Source organism: Agrococcus sp. SGAir0287, from assembly GCF_005484985.1.
Lineage (GTDB): Bacteria > Actinomycetota > Actinomycetes > Actinomycetales > Microbacteriaceae > Agrococcus.
Window position 1 is genome coordinate 1,103,874 of sequence record NZ_CP027942.1, and the last position, 15,623, is coordinate 1,119,496.

General features: G+C 71.9%; 18 protein-coding genes. 8 read left to right on the plus strand and 10 right to left on the minus strand.

What is annotated here, in order from left to right; all coding sequences use genetic code 11:
• Positions 1 to 124 precede the first annotated feature (124 nt).
• Positions 125 to 1,054 carry a hypothetical protein gene (locus tag C1N71_RS05190; protein WP_137755440.1) on the minus strand — a complete coding sequence of 310 codons (930 nt, stop codon included), beginning with the start codon at positions 1,052 to 1,054 and terminating at the stop codon, positions 125 to 127.
• Positions 1,020 to 2,447, minus strand: coding sequence for an AAA family ATPase (locus C1N71_RS05195; RefSeq protein WP_137755441.1), 1,428 nt, complete (start codon positions 2,445 to 2,447; stop codon positions 1,020 to 1,022). Before C1N71_RS05195 ends, C1N71_RS05190 begins: the two co-directional genes overlap by 35 nt.
• Positions 2,448 to 2,573: 126 nt before the next feature.
• Here C1N71_RS05195 and C1N71_RS05200 point away from each other — a divergent pair, with 126 nt between their 5' ends.
• The 8 genes from C1N71_RS05200 (at position 2,574) to C1N71_RS05230 (ending at position 7,527) form a co-directional block, all read left to right on the plus strand.
• Positions 2,574 to 3,806, plus strand: a complete 1,233-nt coding sequence (locus tag C1N71_RS05200) for a CpaF family protein (protein WP_137755442.1) — start codon at positions 2,574 to 2,576, stop codon at positions 3,804 to 3,806.
• Positions 3,803 to 4,663 carry a type II secretion system F family protein gene (locus tag C1N71_RS05205; RefSeq protein WP_137755443.1) on the plus strand — a complete coding sequence of 287 codons (861 nt, stop codon included), beginning with the start codon at positions 3,803 to 3,805 and terminating at the stop codon, positions 4,661 to 4,663. Before C1N71_RS05200 ends, C1N71_RS05205 begins: the two co-directional genes overlap by 4 nt.
• Entirely contained in the window at positions 4,660 to 5,595 is a 936-nt protein-coding gene (locus C1N71_RS05210) for a type II secretion system F family protein (RefSeq protein ID WP_137755444.1), read from the plus strand. Before C1N71_RS05205 ends, C1N71_RS05210 begins: the two co-directional genes overlap by 4 nt.
• 65 nt (positions 5,596 to 5,660) lie before the next feature.
• Complete coding sequence (locus C1N71_RS14920) at positions 5,661 to 5,804, plus strand: hypothetical protein (protein ID WP_175414025.1); 144 nt, start codon at positions 5,661 to 5,663, stop codon at positions 5,802 to 5,804.
• On the plus strand, positions 5,804 to 6,196 hold the full coding sequence (locus C1N71_RS05215; protein ID WP_137755445.1) for a TadE/TadG family type IV pilus assembly protein: 393 nt from the start codon (positions 5,804 to 5,806) through the stop codon (positions 6,194 to 6,196). The genes C1N71_RS14920 and C1N71_RS05215 overlap by 1 nt, the downstream gene beginning before the upstream one ends.
• Positions 6,171 to 6,620, plus strand: coding sequence for a hypothetical protein (locus C1N71_RS05220; RefSeq protein WP_137755446.1), 450 nt, complete (start codon positions 6,171 to 6,173; stop codon positions 6,618 to 6,620). The genes C1N71_RS05215 and C1N71_RS05220 overlap by 26 nt, the downstream gene beginning before the upstream one ends.
• Positions 6,617 to 7,084, plus strand: a complete 468-nt coding sequence (locus C1N71_RS05225) for a pilus assembly protein TadG-related protein (RefSeq protein WP_254678108.1) — start codon at positions 6,617 to 6,619, stop codon at positions 7,082 to 7,084. The genes C1N71_RS05220 and C1N71_RS05225 overlap by 4 nt, the downstream gene beginning before the upstream one ends.
• 119 nt (positions 7,085 to 7,203) lie before the next feature.
• A complete protein-coding gene (locus C1N71_RS05230) occupies positions 7,204 to 7,527 on the plus strand; it encodes a nuclear transport factor 2 family protein (protein WP_137755447.1) in 324 nt (107 codons plus the stop codon).
• Positions 7,528 to 7,603: 76 nt separating this feature from the next.
• On the opposite strand, the gene C1N71_RS05235 is transcribed toward C1N71_RS05230, so the two are convergent.
• The 8 genes from C1N71_RS05235 to mvk form a co-directional block, all read right to left on the minus strand.
• Positions 7,604 to 8,827, minus strand: a complete 1,224-nt coding sequence (locus C1N71_RS05235) for an MFS transporter (protein WP_137755448.1) — start codon at positions 8,825 to 8,827, stop codon at positions 7,604 to 7,606.
• 52 nt (positions 8,828 to 8,879) lie between these two features.
• Positions 8,880 to 9,260: a hypothetical protein gene (locus C1N71_RS05240; protein WP_137755449.1), complete on the minus strand. Its 381-nt coding sequence runs from the start codon at positions 9,258 to 9,260 to the stop codon at positions 8,880 to 8,882.
• 97 nt (positions 9,261 to 9,357) lie between these two features.
• Positions 9,358 to 10,494 (minus strand): hydroxymethylglutaryl-CoA synthase, encoded by a 1,137-nt coding sequence (locus tag C1N71_RS05245; RefSeq protein WP_137755450.1) that lies wholly within the window; start codon positions 10,492 to 10,494, stop codon positions 9,358 to 9,360.
• Complete coding sequence (locus C1N71_RS05250) at positions 10,491 to 11,540, minus strand: hydroxymethylglutaryl-CoA reductase (protein WP_137755451.1); 1,050 nt, start codon at positions 11,538 to 11,540, stop codon at positions 10,491 to 10,493. Before C1N71_RS05250 ends, C1N71_RS05245 begins: the two co-directional genes overlap by 4 nt.
• On the minus strand, positions 11,537 to 12,607 hold the full coding sequence (gene fni, locus C1N71_RS05255; protein WP_137755452.1) for a type 2 isopentenyl-diphosphate Delta-isomerase: 1,071 nt from the start codon (positions 12,605 to 12,607) through the stop codon (positions 11,537 to 11,539). The genes C1N71_RS05250 and fni overlap by 4 nt, the downstream gene beginning before the upstream one ends.
• A complete protein-coding gene (locus tag C1N71_RS05260; RefSeq protein ID WP_137755453.1) occupies positions 12,600 to 13,685 on the minus strand; it encodes a phosphomevalonate kinase in 1,086 nt (361 codons plus the stop codon). Before C1N71_RS05260 ends, fni begins: the two co-directional genes overlap by 8 nt.
• Positions 13,682 to 14,650, minus strand: coding sequence for a diphosphomevalonate decarboxylase (gene mvaD / locus C1N71_RS05265; RefSeq protein WP_137755454.1), 969 nt, complete (start codon positions 14,648 to 14,650; stop codon positions 13,682 to 13,684). Before mvaD ends, C1N71_RS05260 begins: the two co-directional genes overlap by 4 nt.
• On the minus strand, positions 14,647 to 15,597 hold the full coding sequence (gene mvk, locus C1N71_RS05270) for a mevalonate kinase (protein ID WP_175414110.1): 951 nt from the start codon (positions 15,595 to 15,597) through the stop codon (positions 14,647 to 14,649). Before mvk ends, mvaD begins: the two co-directional genes overlap by 4 nt.
• Positions 15,598 to 15,623 lie beyond the last annotated feature (26 nt).

The window sequence follows — 15,623 nt, forward strand, 5'->3', positions numbered from 1 at the left end:
ACCGGTACGTGCGCGACGCCGTGCGGCACTACTCTGAGCGGGCGCTCGGCGGCGCGCATCCGTTGCTCGACGACGAGCAGGAGGCGACGCGCTCGGTGCTCGCGGCGATCACGGGCTTCGGCGTCTACTCAGTCCGCTTTTGCGCTTCTGGAGTCGGCCGCAGCGCGTCCTCGAGAGAGCGGATCAGAAGTTGGAACAGGGTCTCGCCGTCTAGGTCAATGAACTCAACACTCAGGGAGAGCGCGGTCTCGGCGCTCGCGACCGTTGCGTGCTCGTTCTTGAGCTTCAAGGCGCGAATAAGCACAGGTGCAATGTCGTGACCTCTGACTGTCGAGAGACCGTCCGGCGGCGCTTGACTGTGGAGCAACGCCTGGCGGTCCGTAAGCCAAGTGGCTGCCCTCGCGTCAGGAGTGGGGGACGTCCGCCGGATGAGGTCCGCAACATCGAATCGCGGTGGATCAAGTAGCAGTGACGATGCTATGTCCCCAGGAAGGCTGCGGTTCTCATCCTGCTCGAGCAGGGCGGCCCGGTAGGTGAAGAGGACTTTCCACGCCGGTGTGAGTGTGCGCAGAAGTTCGTTTTCGTCGATATCGCCTCGATCTACCTGCAAGAGGTATTTACGAAGCGGGCGTGCTCGAAGGGAGTAGTTCTCGACGGCAGGAAAGTCAGTGGTGAATAGGCGCTCGGGGTAAGCGGAGTGGGGCAAAAGCTCATCGAAGTCCAAATCCACAACGCCATGCAGGGAGCCGCTACCGGGGTCGCCAGGTGGAATCGCGCGCAATGTCGCAATAACCCTACCGCGGTTATTGTTAACTTCGCCCGCCTCCTCGACCTGCGTGCGAGGGATATGAACTCGATCACTGACTGCGTAGCAGCGCACCCGGCCCCGCCCGATCCGCTCGTCGATGTATCCCTGAAAGCGCCGCGCATCTGAACGCCCTTCGAAGAGGACGTCATGGATTGCGGGGTGCAGCAGATAAGTCGTGGCCAGTTCGGCCACCGACCTGCGCGTGGAGGTGTCAGTCAATTCGGCCGACACCACGAAGTTGCACAAGTGAGTCAGGGTGACTCGTCACGATTTCGATCGAGTGGGTCGCGACCCAGAACTGTACATCCGTGCCGGATGTGATATCGAGAAGTGCGTCGAGAAGCTTGCGTTGCCATTCAACCCCGAGGCTCAGTTCGGGTTCATCAATGATAAACACACGCGTATCCCACCGAGCCAAGAAAGTTGTGCAGAGCAACATGAACAGTTGCTTCTCCCCTGAAGACAATTGCTCGACAGCAAGGTGATCACCACCCTCGGCTTCGATGTATAGTCCGTAACCCGGGTTGAATCTCGCAGTCTTGCCCTCCAGGAACCTGTTTATGGAGGGAACAAGGGAATCGATCAGGTCAAATGCTTCGCGCAATGCGTTGTATCTTGCGCTTACGCTGACGAGATAGGGGGCGATAACCCTGCGGGCAAGCCCGCCGATTGCTGAGCTCTGCGTGTCGACCTGATCAAGTAGTGATCGGAATTCCTCCGCGTCGAATCCGGGAGCAAGTCCGTATGCAGAAAACCCTGGAGACGCCTCAGCAATGACCGCAAGGTTGTCGTATACAACCATCGCCTCCGCTGAGTCGTCGTTCGCCTCACCGGCAGCAACAAACTGGCGGAGAACAGCCTCGTAGAGCGCGTTCGCATTCTCGGACCCGAGATTCTGGCCACCGAAAGTCAGACCGCGAATGATCTGGTTCACTCGCTGAATGGCGACCTTGATCTCACTCGTCGTCGTCGGCTGGATGTTACGCGGGCGATTGCGCGCGCGCGGGTCTTCTTCGATCTGGAGACGCTCACGAGCTCGATCGAGATCTGGGTCGTCGGAGTGCAGTTCGCGATCGTCGGCGAGGAAAAGTGGCGTTCGGACTTGCCGTTGCAGAAAGTCTAGGTAGATTCGCTCGGCACGATCGAAAGCCGTCTCGACGAACGGGAGCCCATCATCGTCATAGACGATGCGCACGTTCTCATCATCGAGTACGTACTCACGTGCGTTCGAATTACCGATCGTGCGTCGCCGAGACCGCGTGGGTACGGACAATTCCGCGTCCACGGCGTAGTCGACGGCCGTGAGGAATTCGCCCTGCTCTCGCACGGTCAAAACGAAATCGCCCACGAGCCCTCGAGATTTCTCAACTTCGATCTGAGATCCATCAGCAAGCCGAATTAGCAGCCGCTGGAAGGGTGTTCGAGCAAGAAATGTGCGGTGACCTCGAGCATCAGCGGGACTCAACGTATGCCAGATCAGCCGGAGGATAGTGGTCTTGCCTGACCCGTTCTGTCCGTGAAGAAGGACAAGCCGACCACCGCTGAGGCTCTGCAGCGGAGCGTCGAGACGATAGGAGCGCCGGCCGAAGAGGTGGTCGACTTCCACGGACTCGACAAGGGGTACAGCGCGTTCGCTCATGCCGCCACTCTCGCATGAACAGCCGCAAGGTATGACCTACGCGGCCTGTGTCCATGGGCCCTAGCCGCTAGCCGCCTGTGGACAGTCGCAGACGCCTGGTCCGTGCCTGTGCTGTGCTCTCGTGCCATGACTCGAGCCGTCGTCGCGATCACCGAGATGGTGCGCGACCGCGTGCGGCGCGACGGCGTGGACCTCAGAGCGAGCGGCGATCTCGCGGACCGGTACGTGCGCGACGCCGTGCGGCACTACTCTGAGCGGGCGCTCGGCGGCGCGCATCCGTTGCTCGACGACGAGCAGGAGGCGACGCGCTCGGTGCTCGCGGCGATCACGGGCTACGGGGTGCTGCAGCCGTACCTCGACGATCCGGCGATCGAGGAGCTCTGGATCAACCAGGGCGCGCGCGTGTTCGTCGCGCGGGGTGGCGAGAGCGAGGAGCTCGACGTGCGCCTCACCCCGCAGGAGACGCGCGACCTCGTCGAGCGCATGCTGTCGACCACCGGTCGTCGCGTCGACCTGTCGATGCCGTTCGTCGACGCGTCGCTGCCCGACGGCTCCCGCCTGCACGTCGCATCCGGCGACGTCGCCCGCGGCGCGATGAGCATCAACATCCGCAAGTTCTCGCGCCGCCTCGCATCCCTCGACGCACTCGTCGAGCTCGGCACGCTCAGCCACCAGGCCGCGACGTTCCTGCGGCGCTCGGTCGTCGCCGGCGCCAACGTGCTCGTGTCGGGCGCGACGCACGCCGGCAAGACGACGCTGCTGGGCGCGCTCGTGGGCGCGGGTCGTCCGCGCGATCGCGTCGTGACGGTGGAGGAGACCTTCGAGCTCGACCCGCAGGTCGACGACGTCGTCGCCCTGCAGTGCCGCCAGCCGTCGCTCGAGGGCACGGGCGAGATCACGCTGCGCCAGCTGGTCAAGGAGTCGCTGCGCATGCGGCCCGATCGCCTCGTCGTCGGCGAGGTGCGCGGGCCCGAGGCGCTCGACCTGCTCATCGCGCTCAACTCGGGCGTCGCCGGCGCCGGCACCATCCACGCCAACTCGGCGCGGGACGCGTTGCAGAAGCTCACGACGCTGCCGCTGCTCGCCGGGCGCAACATCGACGCGGGATTCGTCGTGCCCACCGTGGCGGCGTGCGTCGACCTCGTCGTGCACTGCGCGATGGATGCCCGCGGCAATCGTCGTGTGACCGAGATCCTCGCGCCCACCGGCACGACGCACGGGCACGTCATCGAGGCGTCGCAGATGTTCCATACCGTCGGAGGGCTGCTGCGCCCGACGGGCGGCCATCCGGCGAGGACGTCGAAGTACGAGGCCGCCGGCATCGACGTGGCCGCGCTGCTCGCGAGGGACGACGCATGACGTGGCTGCTCGGTGCCGTGCTCGGACTCGGTCTCGTGCTCTGCGCGTCGCCGTGGCTGTGGCCGCGGCAGGCGCGCGCGGAGGACGACGCATCGCGCCCGTCGCGCGTGCGCGACCGGCTGACGCAGGCGGGGCTGCACGAGGTGCCGCTCGCCGCGGTCGTCGTCGTCGCCGGGCTCGCAGGCGTCATCGCGGCCGGCGTCGCGCTCGCGATCACGCCCGTGGTGCCCGTCGCGCTCGCCGCAGGCCTCGCGGGGCTCGCGCTGCCGTTCGCCGCCGTCGCCTGGCGCGCGCGCCGCCGTCGCCGCGCACGATCGCTCGTCTGGCCGGACGTCGTCGACCACCTCGTGTCCGGCGTGCGCAGCGGACTCGCGCTGCCCGACGCGGTGGCGGCGCTCGCCACGGCGGGGCCCGCGCAGACGCGCGAGGCGTTCCGAGCCTTCGAGGCCGACCATCGCGCGACGGGCTCGTTCGCCTACGCGCTCGATCGCCTGAAGGATCGCCTCGCCGATCCCGTCGCCGACCGCATCCTCGAGACCCTGCGCATGGCGCGCGACGTCGGCGGCTCGGAGGTCGCGCACGTGCTCCGCGACCTCGCCGCGTACCTGCGCTCCGACCTCGCCGTGCGCAGCGAGCTCGAGGCGCGGCAGTCGTGGGTCGTGAGCGCCGCGCGACTCGGCGTCGTCGCACCGTGGCTCGTCCTGCTGCTGCTGTCCACGCGTCCCGAGGCCGCCGCGGCGTACAACACGCCCGGCGGCGTGGCGATCGTCGCCGGCGGCCTCGTCGTGACGGTCGTCGCCTATCGCGTCATGGTGCGCCTGGGCCGGCTGCCCGAGGAAGGCAGGTGGTTCGCATGACCGGCGAGCTCGGCCTCTCGCTCGTCCTCGGCGCGACGCTCGGCCTCGGGCTGTGGTCGCTCGTGAGCCTCGTGCCGGTGCTGCGCCGGCCGCGCCTCCTGCATCGCGTGGCGCCGTACGTCCTCGACGTCTCGGCCGGCGCCCGCGACCTCGTCGCTCGCCGCACCGTCGATCCGACGCGCGTCGTCGGCGTCGTCGCCGCGCCGGTCAGCGATCGCCTCTCGCCCGTCGTGCATGCGCTGCTCGGCTCGCCCGGCGCGGTCGCGGCCAGGCTGCGTCGTGCGCGCAGCCCGCTGACGCTCGAGCGATTCCGAGCGCGGCAGCTGGTCTGGGGACTGATCGGCGCGATCGTCGGGGCGGCCGTGGGTGCGCTCGCGCTCGTGCGTGGGGCGGCGCCCGCCGTGCCGATCGCGCTGCTCGTCGTCACGGCCGCGAGCGGCGCGCTCCTCGCGGACTGGCTGCTGCAGCGCGCGGTGCGACGACGCATGGCGCGCATCGCGAGCGAGCTGCCGACGGTGCTCGAGTTCCTTGCGCTCAGCCTCGCCGCAGGCGAGGGGCTCGGCGATGCGCTGCGTCGCGTCGCGCGCATCGGCACCGGCGAGCTCGCCGGCGAGATCGCGGGCGTCGTCGCCGACGCCGCGTCGGGCGCTTCGCTCTCGGACGCGCTCGAGCGGCTGGCGACCGAGCTCGAGCATCCCGGCGTCACGCGTTGCGTCGACCAGATGCGCGGTGCGCTCGAGCGCGGCACGCCGCTCGCCCAGACGCTGCAGGCGCAGGCGCAGGATGCGCGCGATGCCTCGCGCCGCGATCTGCTCGAGGCTGCCGGTCGCAAGGAGATCGCCATGCTCGTGCCGCTGGTCTTCGGCCTGCTGCCGACGACGGTCGCGTTCGCGCTGTGGCCGGGCTTCCACGTGCTGCAGGTGGGGTTCTGACGGGCCGTGGGGCTCGCGGATCGACGAGAGAGGAGATGGCGATGCGCCGATGGTGGAGTCGACTGGTGGATGAGGAGCGCGGCGACGTGCCCGGCTGGGTGCTGGTCACGTTGATGACGGCGGGGCTCGTCATCGTGATCTGGGGCGTCGCGGGGCCCGCGCTCACGCAGGTGTTCCAGCAGGCGATGGAGCGTGTGACGGGCTTCTGATGCGACGGCTGCGAGCGCTCGGCGACGATCGCGGCTCGGCGGTGGCCGAGACGGCGATGGTCGTGGGGCTCCTGACGCTCGTCGTGCTCTCCGTCATGCAGCTCGCGCTCGGTCTGCACGTGCGCAACGTGCTGCAGGACGCGGCCGCCGAGGGAGCGCGCTACGGCGCGCTCGCGGGATCGTCGCCGGCAGCGGGCATCGCCCGGGCGCAGGCGCTCGTCGAGACGGCCGTCGGTGCCGACTACGCGCAATCGGTGACGGCGACGACGACGACCGTCGGTGGCCATCCGGCCCTCCGCCTCACGATCGAGGCGCCGCTGCCGATCCTGGGCCTCGTCGGCCCCACGACGCTGGAGGTGCACGGCAGTGCCGCGCTCGAGACGCTGGAGTGACCTCGCGGGCGACGACGGCTCGGCGTCGGTCGAGCTGCTGACGATCGGCATGCTGCTCACCGTGCCGCTCGTCTACCTCGTGCTCGCGATGGCGCAGCTGCAGGCGGCGACGCTCGCGACCGAGGGCGCTGCGAGGCAGGCCGTGCGGGTCGTCGCGACCGCCGAGTCGCATGCGGACGCGCTCGCGGCGGCCCACGCTGCGATCGCGGTCGCGCTCGCCGACCTCGGGCTCGACCCGTCCGCCGTGGAGGTCGCGTGCACGCCGACGCCGTCGGACTGCACGACGCGCGGCGGCGTCGTGCAGGTCGCCGTCGAGACGACGGTCCCGCTGCCGCTCGTGCCGCCCGTGCTCGACCTCGACGTGGGCCTGTCGGTGCCGATCGCGGCGCAGGCGGCGCAGCCCGTGTCGGAGCTGCGGCCGTGACCCGGGGCAGCGCGGTGCGAGACCGGCTGCGCTCGCTCGCGCGGGACGAGCGCGGCTCGACGCTGCTGCTGACGATCTTCTACGGTGCGTTGGCGCTCGCGCTCATCGTCCTCGTCGTCGCCGCGACCGCGCTGCTCGTCGAGCGGCGTCGGCTGTTCACGCTGGCCGACGGCGCCGCGCTCCACGGGGCGGAGGCGTTCGCCCTCTCGCAGGTCGCGTTCGACGGGGAGTCGCCGTCGCCGCGGCTGGCCGACGACGCGGTCGAGGAGGCGGCGGCGGCGTGGCTCGCATCGGCCCCGACGGAGCTCGAGGAGGTGCGGCTCGTCGCGGCGCAGTCGCTCGACGCGCAGACCGCCGAGGTGACCGTCGCCGCCGCGTGGCGCCCGCCGATCGTCTCGCTGCTGCTGCCGGAGGGCATCCCGCTCGACGTCACGGTCACGGCGAGGTCGGTGTTCCTCGACTGAGCGCGGCCGGATCGCGAGCTCCCGTGCGCGATCCCACGCTCGCGGTATCGCGCCCGCGATCGGGCTGCGCATCGATCGCTCTCCTGGCACCCTGGACCCACCGATCGAGAGGACCCGTCATGGCAAGCATCCCCGAGCCCGTCGCGGCTTTCGTCGAGGCCGTCAACCGGCACGACTCGCAGGCGTTCCTCGCCGCGTTCACCGATGACGGGTTCGTCGACGACTGGGGTCGCACCTTCACGGGTCGCGATGCGATCGAGCGGTGGAGCGACGTCGAGTTCATCGGCTCGCAGGGCACCCTGACCCCTGAGCAGGTGACGGTCGCCGGCGACGAGGTCACGATCGTCGGCGACTGGCGCAGCACGCACGCGAACGGCCGTTCGCGCTTCGTCTTCGCGATGCGCGGAGACCGGATCGCGTCGATGACGATCCGCGAGGGCTGAGCCGGCGGGCGGTGACGCGCGACAGACGATGGTCGCGAGCGCTCGGCACTGGCTCCCGTCCCCCGGTCGGCGGAGCTCAGCCGCTCGGGCGATCGCGCGGCAGGAAGCGCACGAGCACGACCGCGCCGATCGCGCAGGCGCCGACGAGCGCGAAGCCCGCAGTCACGATCGACGCTGCCTGGATGAGCGCCGCGATGCCGAGCGGCGCGATCGCGCCGCCTGCGTTGGTCGTCAGGCGCCAGGCGCCGAGGAACGGCGCGGGGTTCGCGCGGTCGGCGAGGTCAGCGCCGACCGTCATGAGGATGCCCGAGGACATGCCGTTCGCGACGGCGAGGAGGCCGGCGCCGACGAGCAGGCCGACGAACGCGGCCGTGCCGTCGTGGGTGAGCGCGAGCGTCGTGAAGCCCGCGCCCATGAGCACGAGGGAGGGCAGCACCGCCCACAGCCGGCCGAAGCGATCCATGACGAGTCCGGAGACGAAGAACAGCAGGAAGTCGACCGCCCCGGCGATGCCGACGACGAGGCCCGTCGTCGTCGCGTCGACGCCGATCGACACCGCCCACAGCGGCACGATGACGTCGCGGCCCTTGCGGGCGAGCGCGAGCATCGCCGCGCCGACCCCGACGGTGCCGAGGGTGCGCGCGTAGCGGCGCAGCGTGTCGCCGAGCCGCACCGTCTCGCGCTCGACGGTCTCGGCGCCCTCGTGCCCGCGGCCCGACTCGAACGTCGTCTGCGGATCGGGCAGGAACAGCAGCACGACGACGGCCGCGAGGCAGCCGCCCACGAAGAGCCAGATCGTGACCTGCACGGGGGCGCCGAGCGCGATGACGCCCGAGGCGAGCAGGGGCCCGATGAAGAGCCCGAGCCGGAAGGTGCCGCCGAGCGCCGACAGCGCCCGTGCGCGGTAGCGGTACGGCACGTACGTCGTCATGAAGGCATGGCGCGCGAGGGCGAAGATCGCCGTCGCGACGCCGGTGACGAGGATCGCGAGCCCGAGCATCCACGGCTCGGTCGCGAACCACGCGAGCGACAGCGCGAGGATCGTCGCGAGGCCCGCGTAGATCATCACGGCCCGCTCGCCGAGCCGCCCGACGAGGATGCCGCCTGGCACGCTGCCGAGCAGCTCGCCCACGACCATCATCGCCGCGACGAGCCCCGCGACCGCGAGGCTCGCGCCGAGGTCGCCAGCGATGACGGGGATGTACGGGATGATCGCGCCCTCGCCGATGGCGAAGAGGACGGTCGGCAGGTAGGCCGCGACCGCGACCTTGCGGAACGGGAAGCGCTCGGCGTCGCTCACGCGGCGACGCCCAGGGAGGTTGCGTGCGCGCAGGAGGCCGCAGGCACCCCGCTCAGCCGACGGCGGGGGAGAGCAGCACGACGAGCCCCACGAGCGCCATGCCCAGGAGGTTCATGCAGATGCCGATGCGGATCGAGTGCTTCTTCTGCCAGTAGGCCTGCTCGACGGTGTACGCCATGACCGGGCAGCCGGCCCACATCAGCAGGCCGAGCCCAGCGGTCGCGACGAGCGTGCCGAGCCAGAACACGAGCTCCACGCCGCCGGTCAGGTCCGCCGGTCGCCATCCCGCCGCCACGAGCGGGCCCAGGCCGATGACCGGCGCGAGCACGCCCGCCGCCGTCCAGATCGTGCCCGTGCGCATGATGCGCTGGACCTCGACGGGCACCGAGTCGACGGACTGGGCCGTCGGGACCTGCTGGAGCTGATCGCTCATGGCATCCACCTTGGGGAAGAGGAACTTGCAGTGACTGCACGATCGTACTCCCGCTGGCTGGATGCTCCACGCCGTCTCGATGCCCCCTTGACGAACGTCAGGTTCGCTCGTAGCGACGCGCGCCGCCGACGACGCCCGACATGCGGAACGGGCCGGTGGTGACGCGCGGCAGCTCTCGGTCCTCGCTCGATGCCGAGTGCTCCGTGTGGAGGCGCTCGTAGGCGGCGACGTCGAGCGGCACGCGTCCATCGATCGCGCGACGCACGCCGGCGTCGTGCACGCCCGCGCCCTCGCGGACGACGCCCGTCATCCACTCGCCGACGGAGCCGGAGCCGTACGAGAACATGCCGAGACGCTGGCCAGAGCGATCGCCCGACTCCAGCAGGCCCGCGAGCGCGCCGGGCAGCGACGCCGAGTACGCGTTGCCGAGCCTCGCGCCGACGTCGAGCGCGGCCTCGTCGAGCGCGGGGATGCCGTCGCCGACGAGCTCGCCGAGGCGCGCGTGCGCCTTGCGCGCCATCTTCGTGAACGGCTGGTGGTACAGGTGCTGGTCGACCTCGGCGAGCGAGCGTCCGCCGCGGGCGTCGAGGTCGCGCCAGGCGCCCTCGAGCGAGTCGAGGTACGCGGAGGTCGACAGATGCCCGTCGACGAGCGCCGTCGTGCGGTCGTTGGGGCGCCAGAAGTCGTCGACGTCGCTCGTGTGCAGGCCGCTGACGGCGTCGAGCTCGACGAGCCGGGGGTCGGCGGAGACGAGCATCGCGACGGCGCCCGCGCCCTGCGTCGGCTCGCCGGGCGACGCGAGGTCGTACCGGGCGACGTCGGTCGCGATGACGAGCGCGAGGTCGTCGGGGCGGCGCGCGACCTGGTCGGCGGCGAGCTGCACGCCGGCGATGCCGCCGTAGCAGGCCTGCTTCAGCTCGACGACGCGCGTCGTCGTGGGGAGGTCGAGCAGGCGGTGCACGAACACGCCGGCCGCCTTCGACTGGTCGACGCCCGACTCCGTCGCGACGAGCACCGAGCGGATGCGGCTCGCGTCGACGCGCTCCACGATCGGCGCGGCGGCCGCGGCGGCCATCGTCACGATGTCCTCGTCGGGCGCGAGCATGCTCATCGCGAGCTGCCCGAGCCCGATCGACAGCTTCGCCGGGTCCACGCCCCGTGCCTCCGCCAGCAGCGACAGGTCGAGCACGTGGTGCCCCGTCGCGATCTGGATGTCGTCGATGCCGACGCTCATGCGTTCCTCCGCTCTCCACGCTCCAGCACGCGATGCGTCGCCATGAGCTCTCCCGGATTGGTCTGGGCTGCCAGCAGCGACAGCTCGCCGCACAGCACGGTCGCGCCGACGAGGGCTGCGAGCCTGCGCGCATCCGCGCCGGGGGCGCCGCCCGAGCGGCAGCCGATGCGCTGCAGCGCGTCCTCGACGACGGGCAGCCCGCCGCCCTTGCCGTTGCCGACGGTGCCGACGATGAGGTTCGGCATCGTGCACGAGAAGTACACGCCCGCCTCCCGCGCCTCGACGTACGTGATGCCCTGCGAGCCCTCGACGATGTTCGCCGCATCCTGCCCCGTCGCGAGGTAGAAGCCCAGCAGCATGTTCGCGTAGTGCGCGTTCGCCGAGCGCAGGGCGCCCGCGATCGTCGAGCCGACGAGGTTCTTGCCGGTGTTCAGCGCCTCGAGCCGCTCGGGCGTCGTGCGCAGCCCGCTGGAGACGAGGTCGCGGGGGATGAGGATGTCGGCGACGACCGAGCGGCCGCGGCCGAGCAGGCCGTTCACGGCCGTCGCCTTCTTGTCCGAGCACCAGTTGCCCGAGATGGAGCCGTACTCGAGCTCGGGCGCGAAGGCGAGGATCGCATCGATGAGCGACTCGGCCGCGGCCGTCGCCATGTTGTGGCCGGAGGCGTCGCCGGTCGAGAAGGCGAAGCGCACGAACAGCAGGCTGCCGACGACCTCGGTGTCGACGTCGATGAGGCGCGCGAAACGGCTCTGCGCCTCGACGACCATCGCGAGGTCGTCCGTGCGGTCGACGATCGTGCGCGACGCGGCGACGGCCGTGGCGGCGTCGTCGGCGCGCAGCAGGATCGAGCGCGTCATGCGCTCGTCGACGACCGTCACCTGGATGCCGCCCTCGACCTGCCGCGAGATCCGCGCGCCCCGCCCGACCGACGGCCACAGCGGCGACTCGTAGGTCGCGAGCGGCACGGTCACCTCGTCGGTCACGGCGTTGCCGGAGATGCGGATGGGCCCGACCCACGAGGTGGGGATGGGCGTGACGTCGTTCATGCGGAGCCTCCGTCGACGGCGCGGCGGCGCGCCAGGGTCGTCACGTCGATGCCGCGCAGCTCGGCGAGCTCGCGCAGGCGGCCGCGCACGAGCACGTCGACATGCACGGCCTCGGCGGGGGATGCGGCGCCCACGAGGGCGAGGATCGCGCGCACGTGGTCGCGCCACTGGCGCATCTCGTCGACGAGCGCCTGCTCGCCGCCCTCGACGGCGACCGCGAGGAAGCGGCTCGCGACGCCGACGGCGCGCGCCCCCAGCGCGAGGCAGCGGACGACGTCGAGCGGATGGCGGACGCCGCCCGAGGCGAGCAGTTGCAGCCCGGCGCCGCCCGCGTCGAGCAGGCACGCGGGCGTCGACAGCCCCCATCCACCCAGGTACGCGTAGTCGCGGGCGGCGCGACGGTCGTTCTCGACGCGCACGAAGTCGGTGCCGCCCGTGCCGCCGACGTCGGCCACGTCGACGCCGAGGTCGCGCAGGCGTGCGACGGTGCGACCCGACAGGCCTGCGCCGACCTCCTTGACGATCACGGGCACGTCGACGACCTCGCAGATCGCGGCGATCGACGGCGCCCAGGTGTCGAAGCGCGTCGAGCCCTCGGGCATCACGAGCTCCTGGGCCGCGTTGAGGTGCACCTGCAGGGCGTCCGCGTCGAGCAGCTCGACCGCCCGCCGCGCGTCGTCGGGCGAGCGGTCGGCGCCGACGTTCGCGAGCACGAACCCGTCCGGGTGCTCGTCGCGCAGCACGCGGAAGTACGACGCGCGCGAGGGATCGTCGAGCGCGATCGACACCGAGCCCGAGGCGATGGGGAGATCCGCCTCGCGCGCGGCGATCGCGAGCGTGCGGTTGACCTCGCCGGTGTGCGCCGTGCCGCCCGTCATGCCGTTGACGTAGACGGGCGACGGCCACGCGAGGCCCGCGACGTCGACGCCGAGCGTCACGCGCGACGGGTCGATGCCGTCGAGGGCGTGGTGCACGAGCTCGACGTCGTCGAGCTCGCTGCGGCTGCCGCGGCGGTCGCGCTCCTGCTCGAGCGCGATGCGCACGTGGTCGTCCTTGCGCTCACCCATCGACGTCGCTCCTCGGGGGCGTGACGGCGAGCGTGAGGTGCCGCACGTCGTCGGCCTCCCATGCGCGATGCATGGCCTGGACGTCGGCGTCGAGCGGCGCGAGCGCGATGCCGCAGTCGCCGCCGCCGGCGCCCGAGGGCTTCGCGGCGGCGCCCGCACGCTCCGCGGCGTCGCACAGGGCTCGCAGGCGATCGGTCTCGATGTCGATGCCGGCGGCGGCGCCGAGCTCGCGCAGCAGGGAGCGGCAGGCGCGGATGGCGTCGAGCGCCGCGGGCACGTCGTCGGACTGCAGCGCCGTCGTGAGCAGGCTCACCTGGTCGCGGCTCGCGGCGAGGAAGTCGCGGTGCACCTGCGCGCCGGTCTCGCGCATCGTGAGCACGCGGTCGACGAGGCGCTCGGTCGATGCGGGCGCGCCCGTCCAGCCCACGAGCAGCCGCGCGGAGGCCGGCGGCTCGATGCGCGCGACGTGGAGGCCCTCCCACGGCTCGGCGAGGACGTCGCCGATCGCCGCGCCCTCGCCGAGGCGGCGCACGAGGGCGTCGCGGTCGGGGGAGGAGTAGCCGATCCAGCCGCCGAACGTCGAGGCGGCGAGGTCGCCGCCCGAGGCGGTCGGCACCACGGAGACGGTCGCGAGCATCGCGAGGCGGAAGCGCTCCATCGCGCTCAGCCGGAGGTCGTAGAACTCGTCGAGCGCCTGCACCGTGGCGACGGTGACGGCCGCCGACGAGCCCAGGCCGAACTTCCGCCCGCCGCGGTCGTCGAGCTCGCTCGCGATGCGCAGGTCGAAGAACGAGTCCTGCCTGCCGAGCTCGGCGCGCAGCCGGTCGACGATCGTGATGGTCGCGAGGACGTAGTCGTAGGGCGTCGTGCGGTCGATGCGCACGCCGGTCGCGTCGCGCGTCCACCGCACGGGGAGGCGGCCGTACGCCTCCGAGTGCACCTGGCCGAACGCATCCGACTCGTCGACCGAGACGGTGAGGAAGCGGTCGACGGCGACGAGCACCGACGGCTGGCCGGGCTCGACGACGGCGTACTCGCCGGCGACGAAGAGCTTGCCGGGAGCGTGCGTCGTGATCACGCGATCGTCTCCACGAGGCGAGCGCCGGGACCGGGGCGCGCGACGAGCGTCGAGGCGACGTCCGCGAGGTCGGCGGCGATGCGCTCGGCGTCGTCGGGCGCGCACAGCACGACGACGTTGGGCCCGGCATCGATCGTCGCGTAGGCGAGCACGCCCTGGGCGCGCAGGGCCTCGACGCGGTCGAGCACGCCGAGGCTCGCGGCCGTGAGGTAGCGGATGGGCGGGTCGCACGACTGGATGAGCGCGTGCATGCGCAGCGCGTTCGTCTCGGCGATGCGCCCCACGAGGTCGAGGTCTCCGGCCGCGCAGGCGTCGACCATGCGCTCGAGGGTCTCGGCCGTGCTCGTGACCCAGGCGGGGAAGAAGGGGGAGGTCTCGGCCGTGCGGACCATCGCGACCCGGCTCGAGACGGGCTTCTCGCGCTCCTCGACCGTCGCGATGACCATGGCCATGTCCGGGGCCGGCGTGCCTTCCGCGAACGACGTCTCGTCGTCGTCGCCCGCGTGCCACACCGCGACGCCCGGGACGATGGAGCGAGAGGCGGAGCCGGACCCGCGGCGAGCGAGCCGCGAGAGCTCGCGCGGCGACAGGTCGAGGTGGTAGGCGGCGGCCGCGGCGACCGCGAGGGCGGCGAAGCCCGAGGCCGAGGAGGCGAGGCCGGCACCCGTCGGCACGGCGTTCGTCGTGACGACGCGCGCGTGCGCCGTGCTGCCCGCCATCGCGCGCACGAGGTCGAGGAATCGAGCGACGCGGTCGAGCGGCGTGCCCGTGCGCTCCTCGCCGTCGAGCTCGAGGGTGTCCGCGTCGAGGGCGGCGTCGACCGTCACGGTCGTCGTCGTGGGGAAGACGTCGAGCGTCATCGACAGGCTGCCCGTCGCCGGCAGGTTCATCGTGGCGTCGCGCTTGCCCCAGTACTTCACGAGCGCGATGTTCGGGTGCGCGACCGCCGTGGCACGCTGCGTCATGTGGGCTCCACCGTCGCGGTCCACGTCGCCCGGGCGCCTGCGGCGCGCAGCGCGTCCGCGATCGCCGGCGCGTCCTGCGCGGTCGGCGCGAGCGCGAGCACGCATCCGCCGCCGCCGCCGCCCGTGAGCTTCGCGCCCGCCGAGCCGGCGGCCATCGCAGCGGCGACGAGCGCGTCGAGCTGCGGCGTGCTCACGCCGAGGCCGCGCAGCTCGCCGTGCGCCGTCGCCATCGCGGCGCCGAGCGCCGCGACGTCGCCCGACGCGAGCGCCGCGGCGAAGTCGTGCACGACCTGCGTGAGCGTCGCGATGGCGGCGTCGAGCCGCTCGGGGTCCGTGCGGCGCAGCGACGCGACGTGCGCCACCATCTCGCGCGTCGAGCCGCGCGATCCGGAGTCCGCGACGACGATCGTCACCGGCGCGCCGACGGGCAGCGGGCGGGATGCGCCCGCCTGGAACCAGATGGGTCCCGGCGCGACGACCGTGCGGGCGTCGAGGCCCGAGGGTCGGCCGTGCGCGACCTGCTCCGCCTGGTGCACGAGCGACTGCAGCGTCGCATCGTCGAGGTCGACGTCCGCGCAGCGCGCGATGGCCCGCACGATGGCCGCGGCGGTCGCCGCGCTGGAGCCGAGCCCGGCCGACAGCGGCACCTCGTTGCGCACGTCGACGTCGAGCGGCGCGGCGTGGACGTGCGCCATCGCGAGCCGCACGGCGGCGACGGTCGGCGCGAGGCCCACGGGTGCGTCGTCGAGCGCGCCCGTGTAGTCGTCGGTCGTGAGCGTCGTGGTGCCGCGGGCGGCGAGGGATGCCGTGGCCGTGATCGTGAGCGCGTCGAGCGGCGTCGCGATGGCGGGGGCGCCGTGCACGACCGAGTGCTCGCCCACGAGGATCGCCTTCGCGTGCGCCGTCGCCGTGGCGGTGTCCCGGATGCCGCTGGAGATGCTCGTCATGCGATGCCGCCCGCGCCGGGCACGCC

What these genes read in the sequence shown, in the direction of transcription:
- C1N71_RS05195 (WP_137755441.1), bottom strand. Translation starts at nt 2,447, where the DNA reads ATGAGCGAACGCGCTGTACCCCTTGTCGAGTCCGTGGAAGTCGACCAC.
- C1N71_RS05200 (WP_137755442.1), top strand. Translation starts at nt 2,574, where the DNA reads ATGACTCGAGCCGTCGTCGCGATCACCGAGATGGTGCGCGACCGCGTG.
- C1N71_RS05205 (WP_137755443.1), top strand. Translation starts at nt 3,803, where the DNA reads ATGACGTGGCTGCTCGGTGCCGTGCTCGGACTCGGTCTCGTGCTCTGC.
- C1N71_RS05210 (WP_137755444.1), top strand. Translation starts at nt 4,660, where the DNA reads ATGACCGGCGAGCTCGGCCTCTCGCTCGTCCTCGGCGCGACGCTCGGC.
- C1N71_RS05215 (WP_137755445.1), top strand. Translation starts at nt 5,804, where the DNA reads ATGCGACGGCTGCGAGCGCTCGGCGACGATCGCGGCTCGGCGGTGGCC.
- C1N71_RS05230 (WP_137755447.1), top strand. Translation starts at nt 7,204, where the DNA reads ATGGCAAGCATCCCCGAGCCCGTCGCGGCTTTCGTCGAGGCCGTCAAC.
- C1N71_RS05240 (WP_137755449.1), bottom strand. Translation starts at nt 9,260, where the DNA reads ATGAGCGATCAGCTCCAGCAGGTCCCGACGGCCCAGTCCGTCGACTCG.
- C1N71_RS05245 (WP_137755450.1), bottom strand. Translation starts at nt 10,494, where the DNA reads ATGAGCGTCGGCATCGACGACATCCAGATCGCGACGGGGCACCACGTG.
- C1N71_RS05250 (WP_137755451.1), bottom strand. Translation starts at nt 11,540, where the DNA reads ATGAACGACGTCACGCCCATCCCCACCTCGTGGGTCGGGCCCATCCGC.
- fni (WP_137755452.1), bottom strand. Translation starts at nt 12,607, where the DNA reads ATGGGTGAGCGCAAGGACGACCACGTGCGCATCGCGCTCGAGCAGGAG.
- mvaD (WP_137755454.1), bottom strand. Translation starts at nt 14,650, where the DNA reads ATGACGCAGCGTGCCACGGCGGTCGCGCACCCGAACATCGCGCTCGTG.
- mvk (WP_175414110.1), bottom strand. Translation starts at nt 15,597, where the DNA reads ATGACGAGCATCTCCAGCGGCATCCGGGACACCGCCACGGCGACGGCG.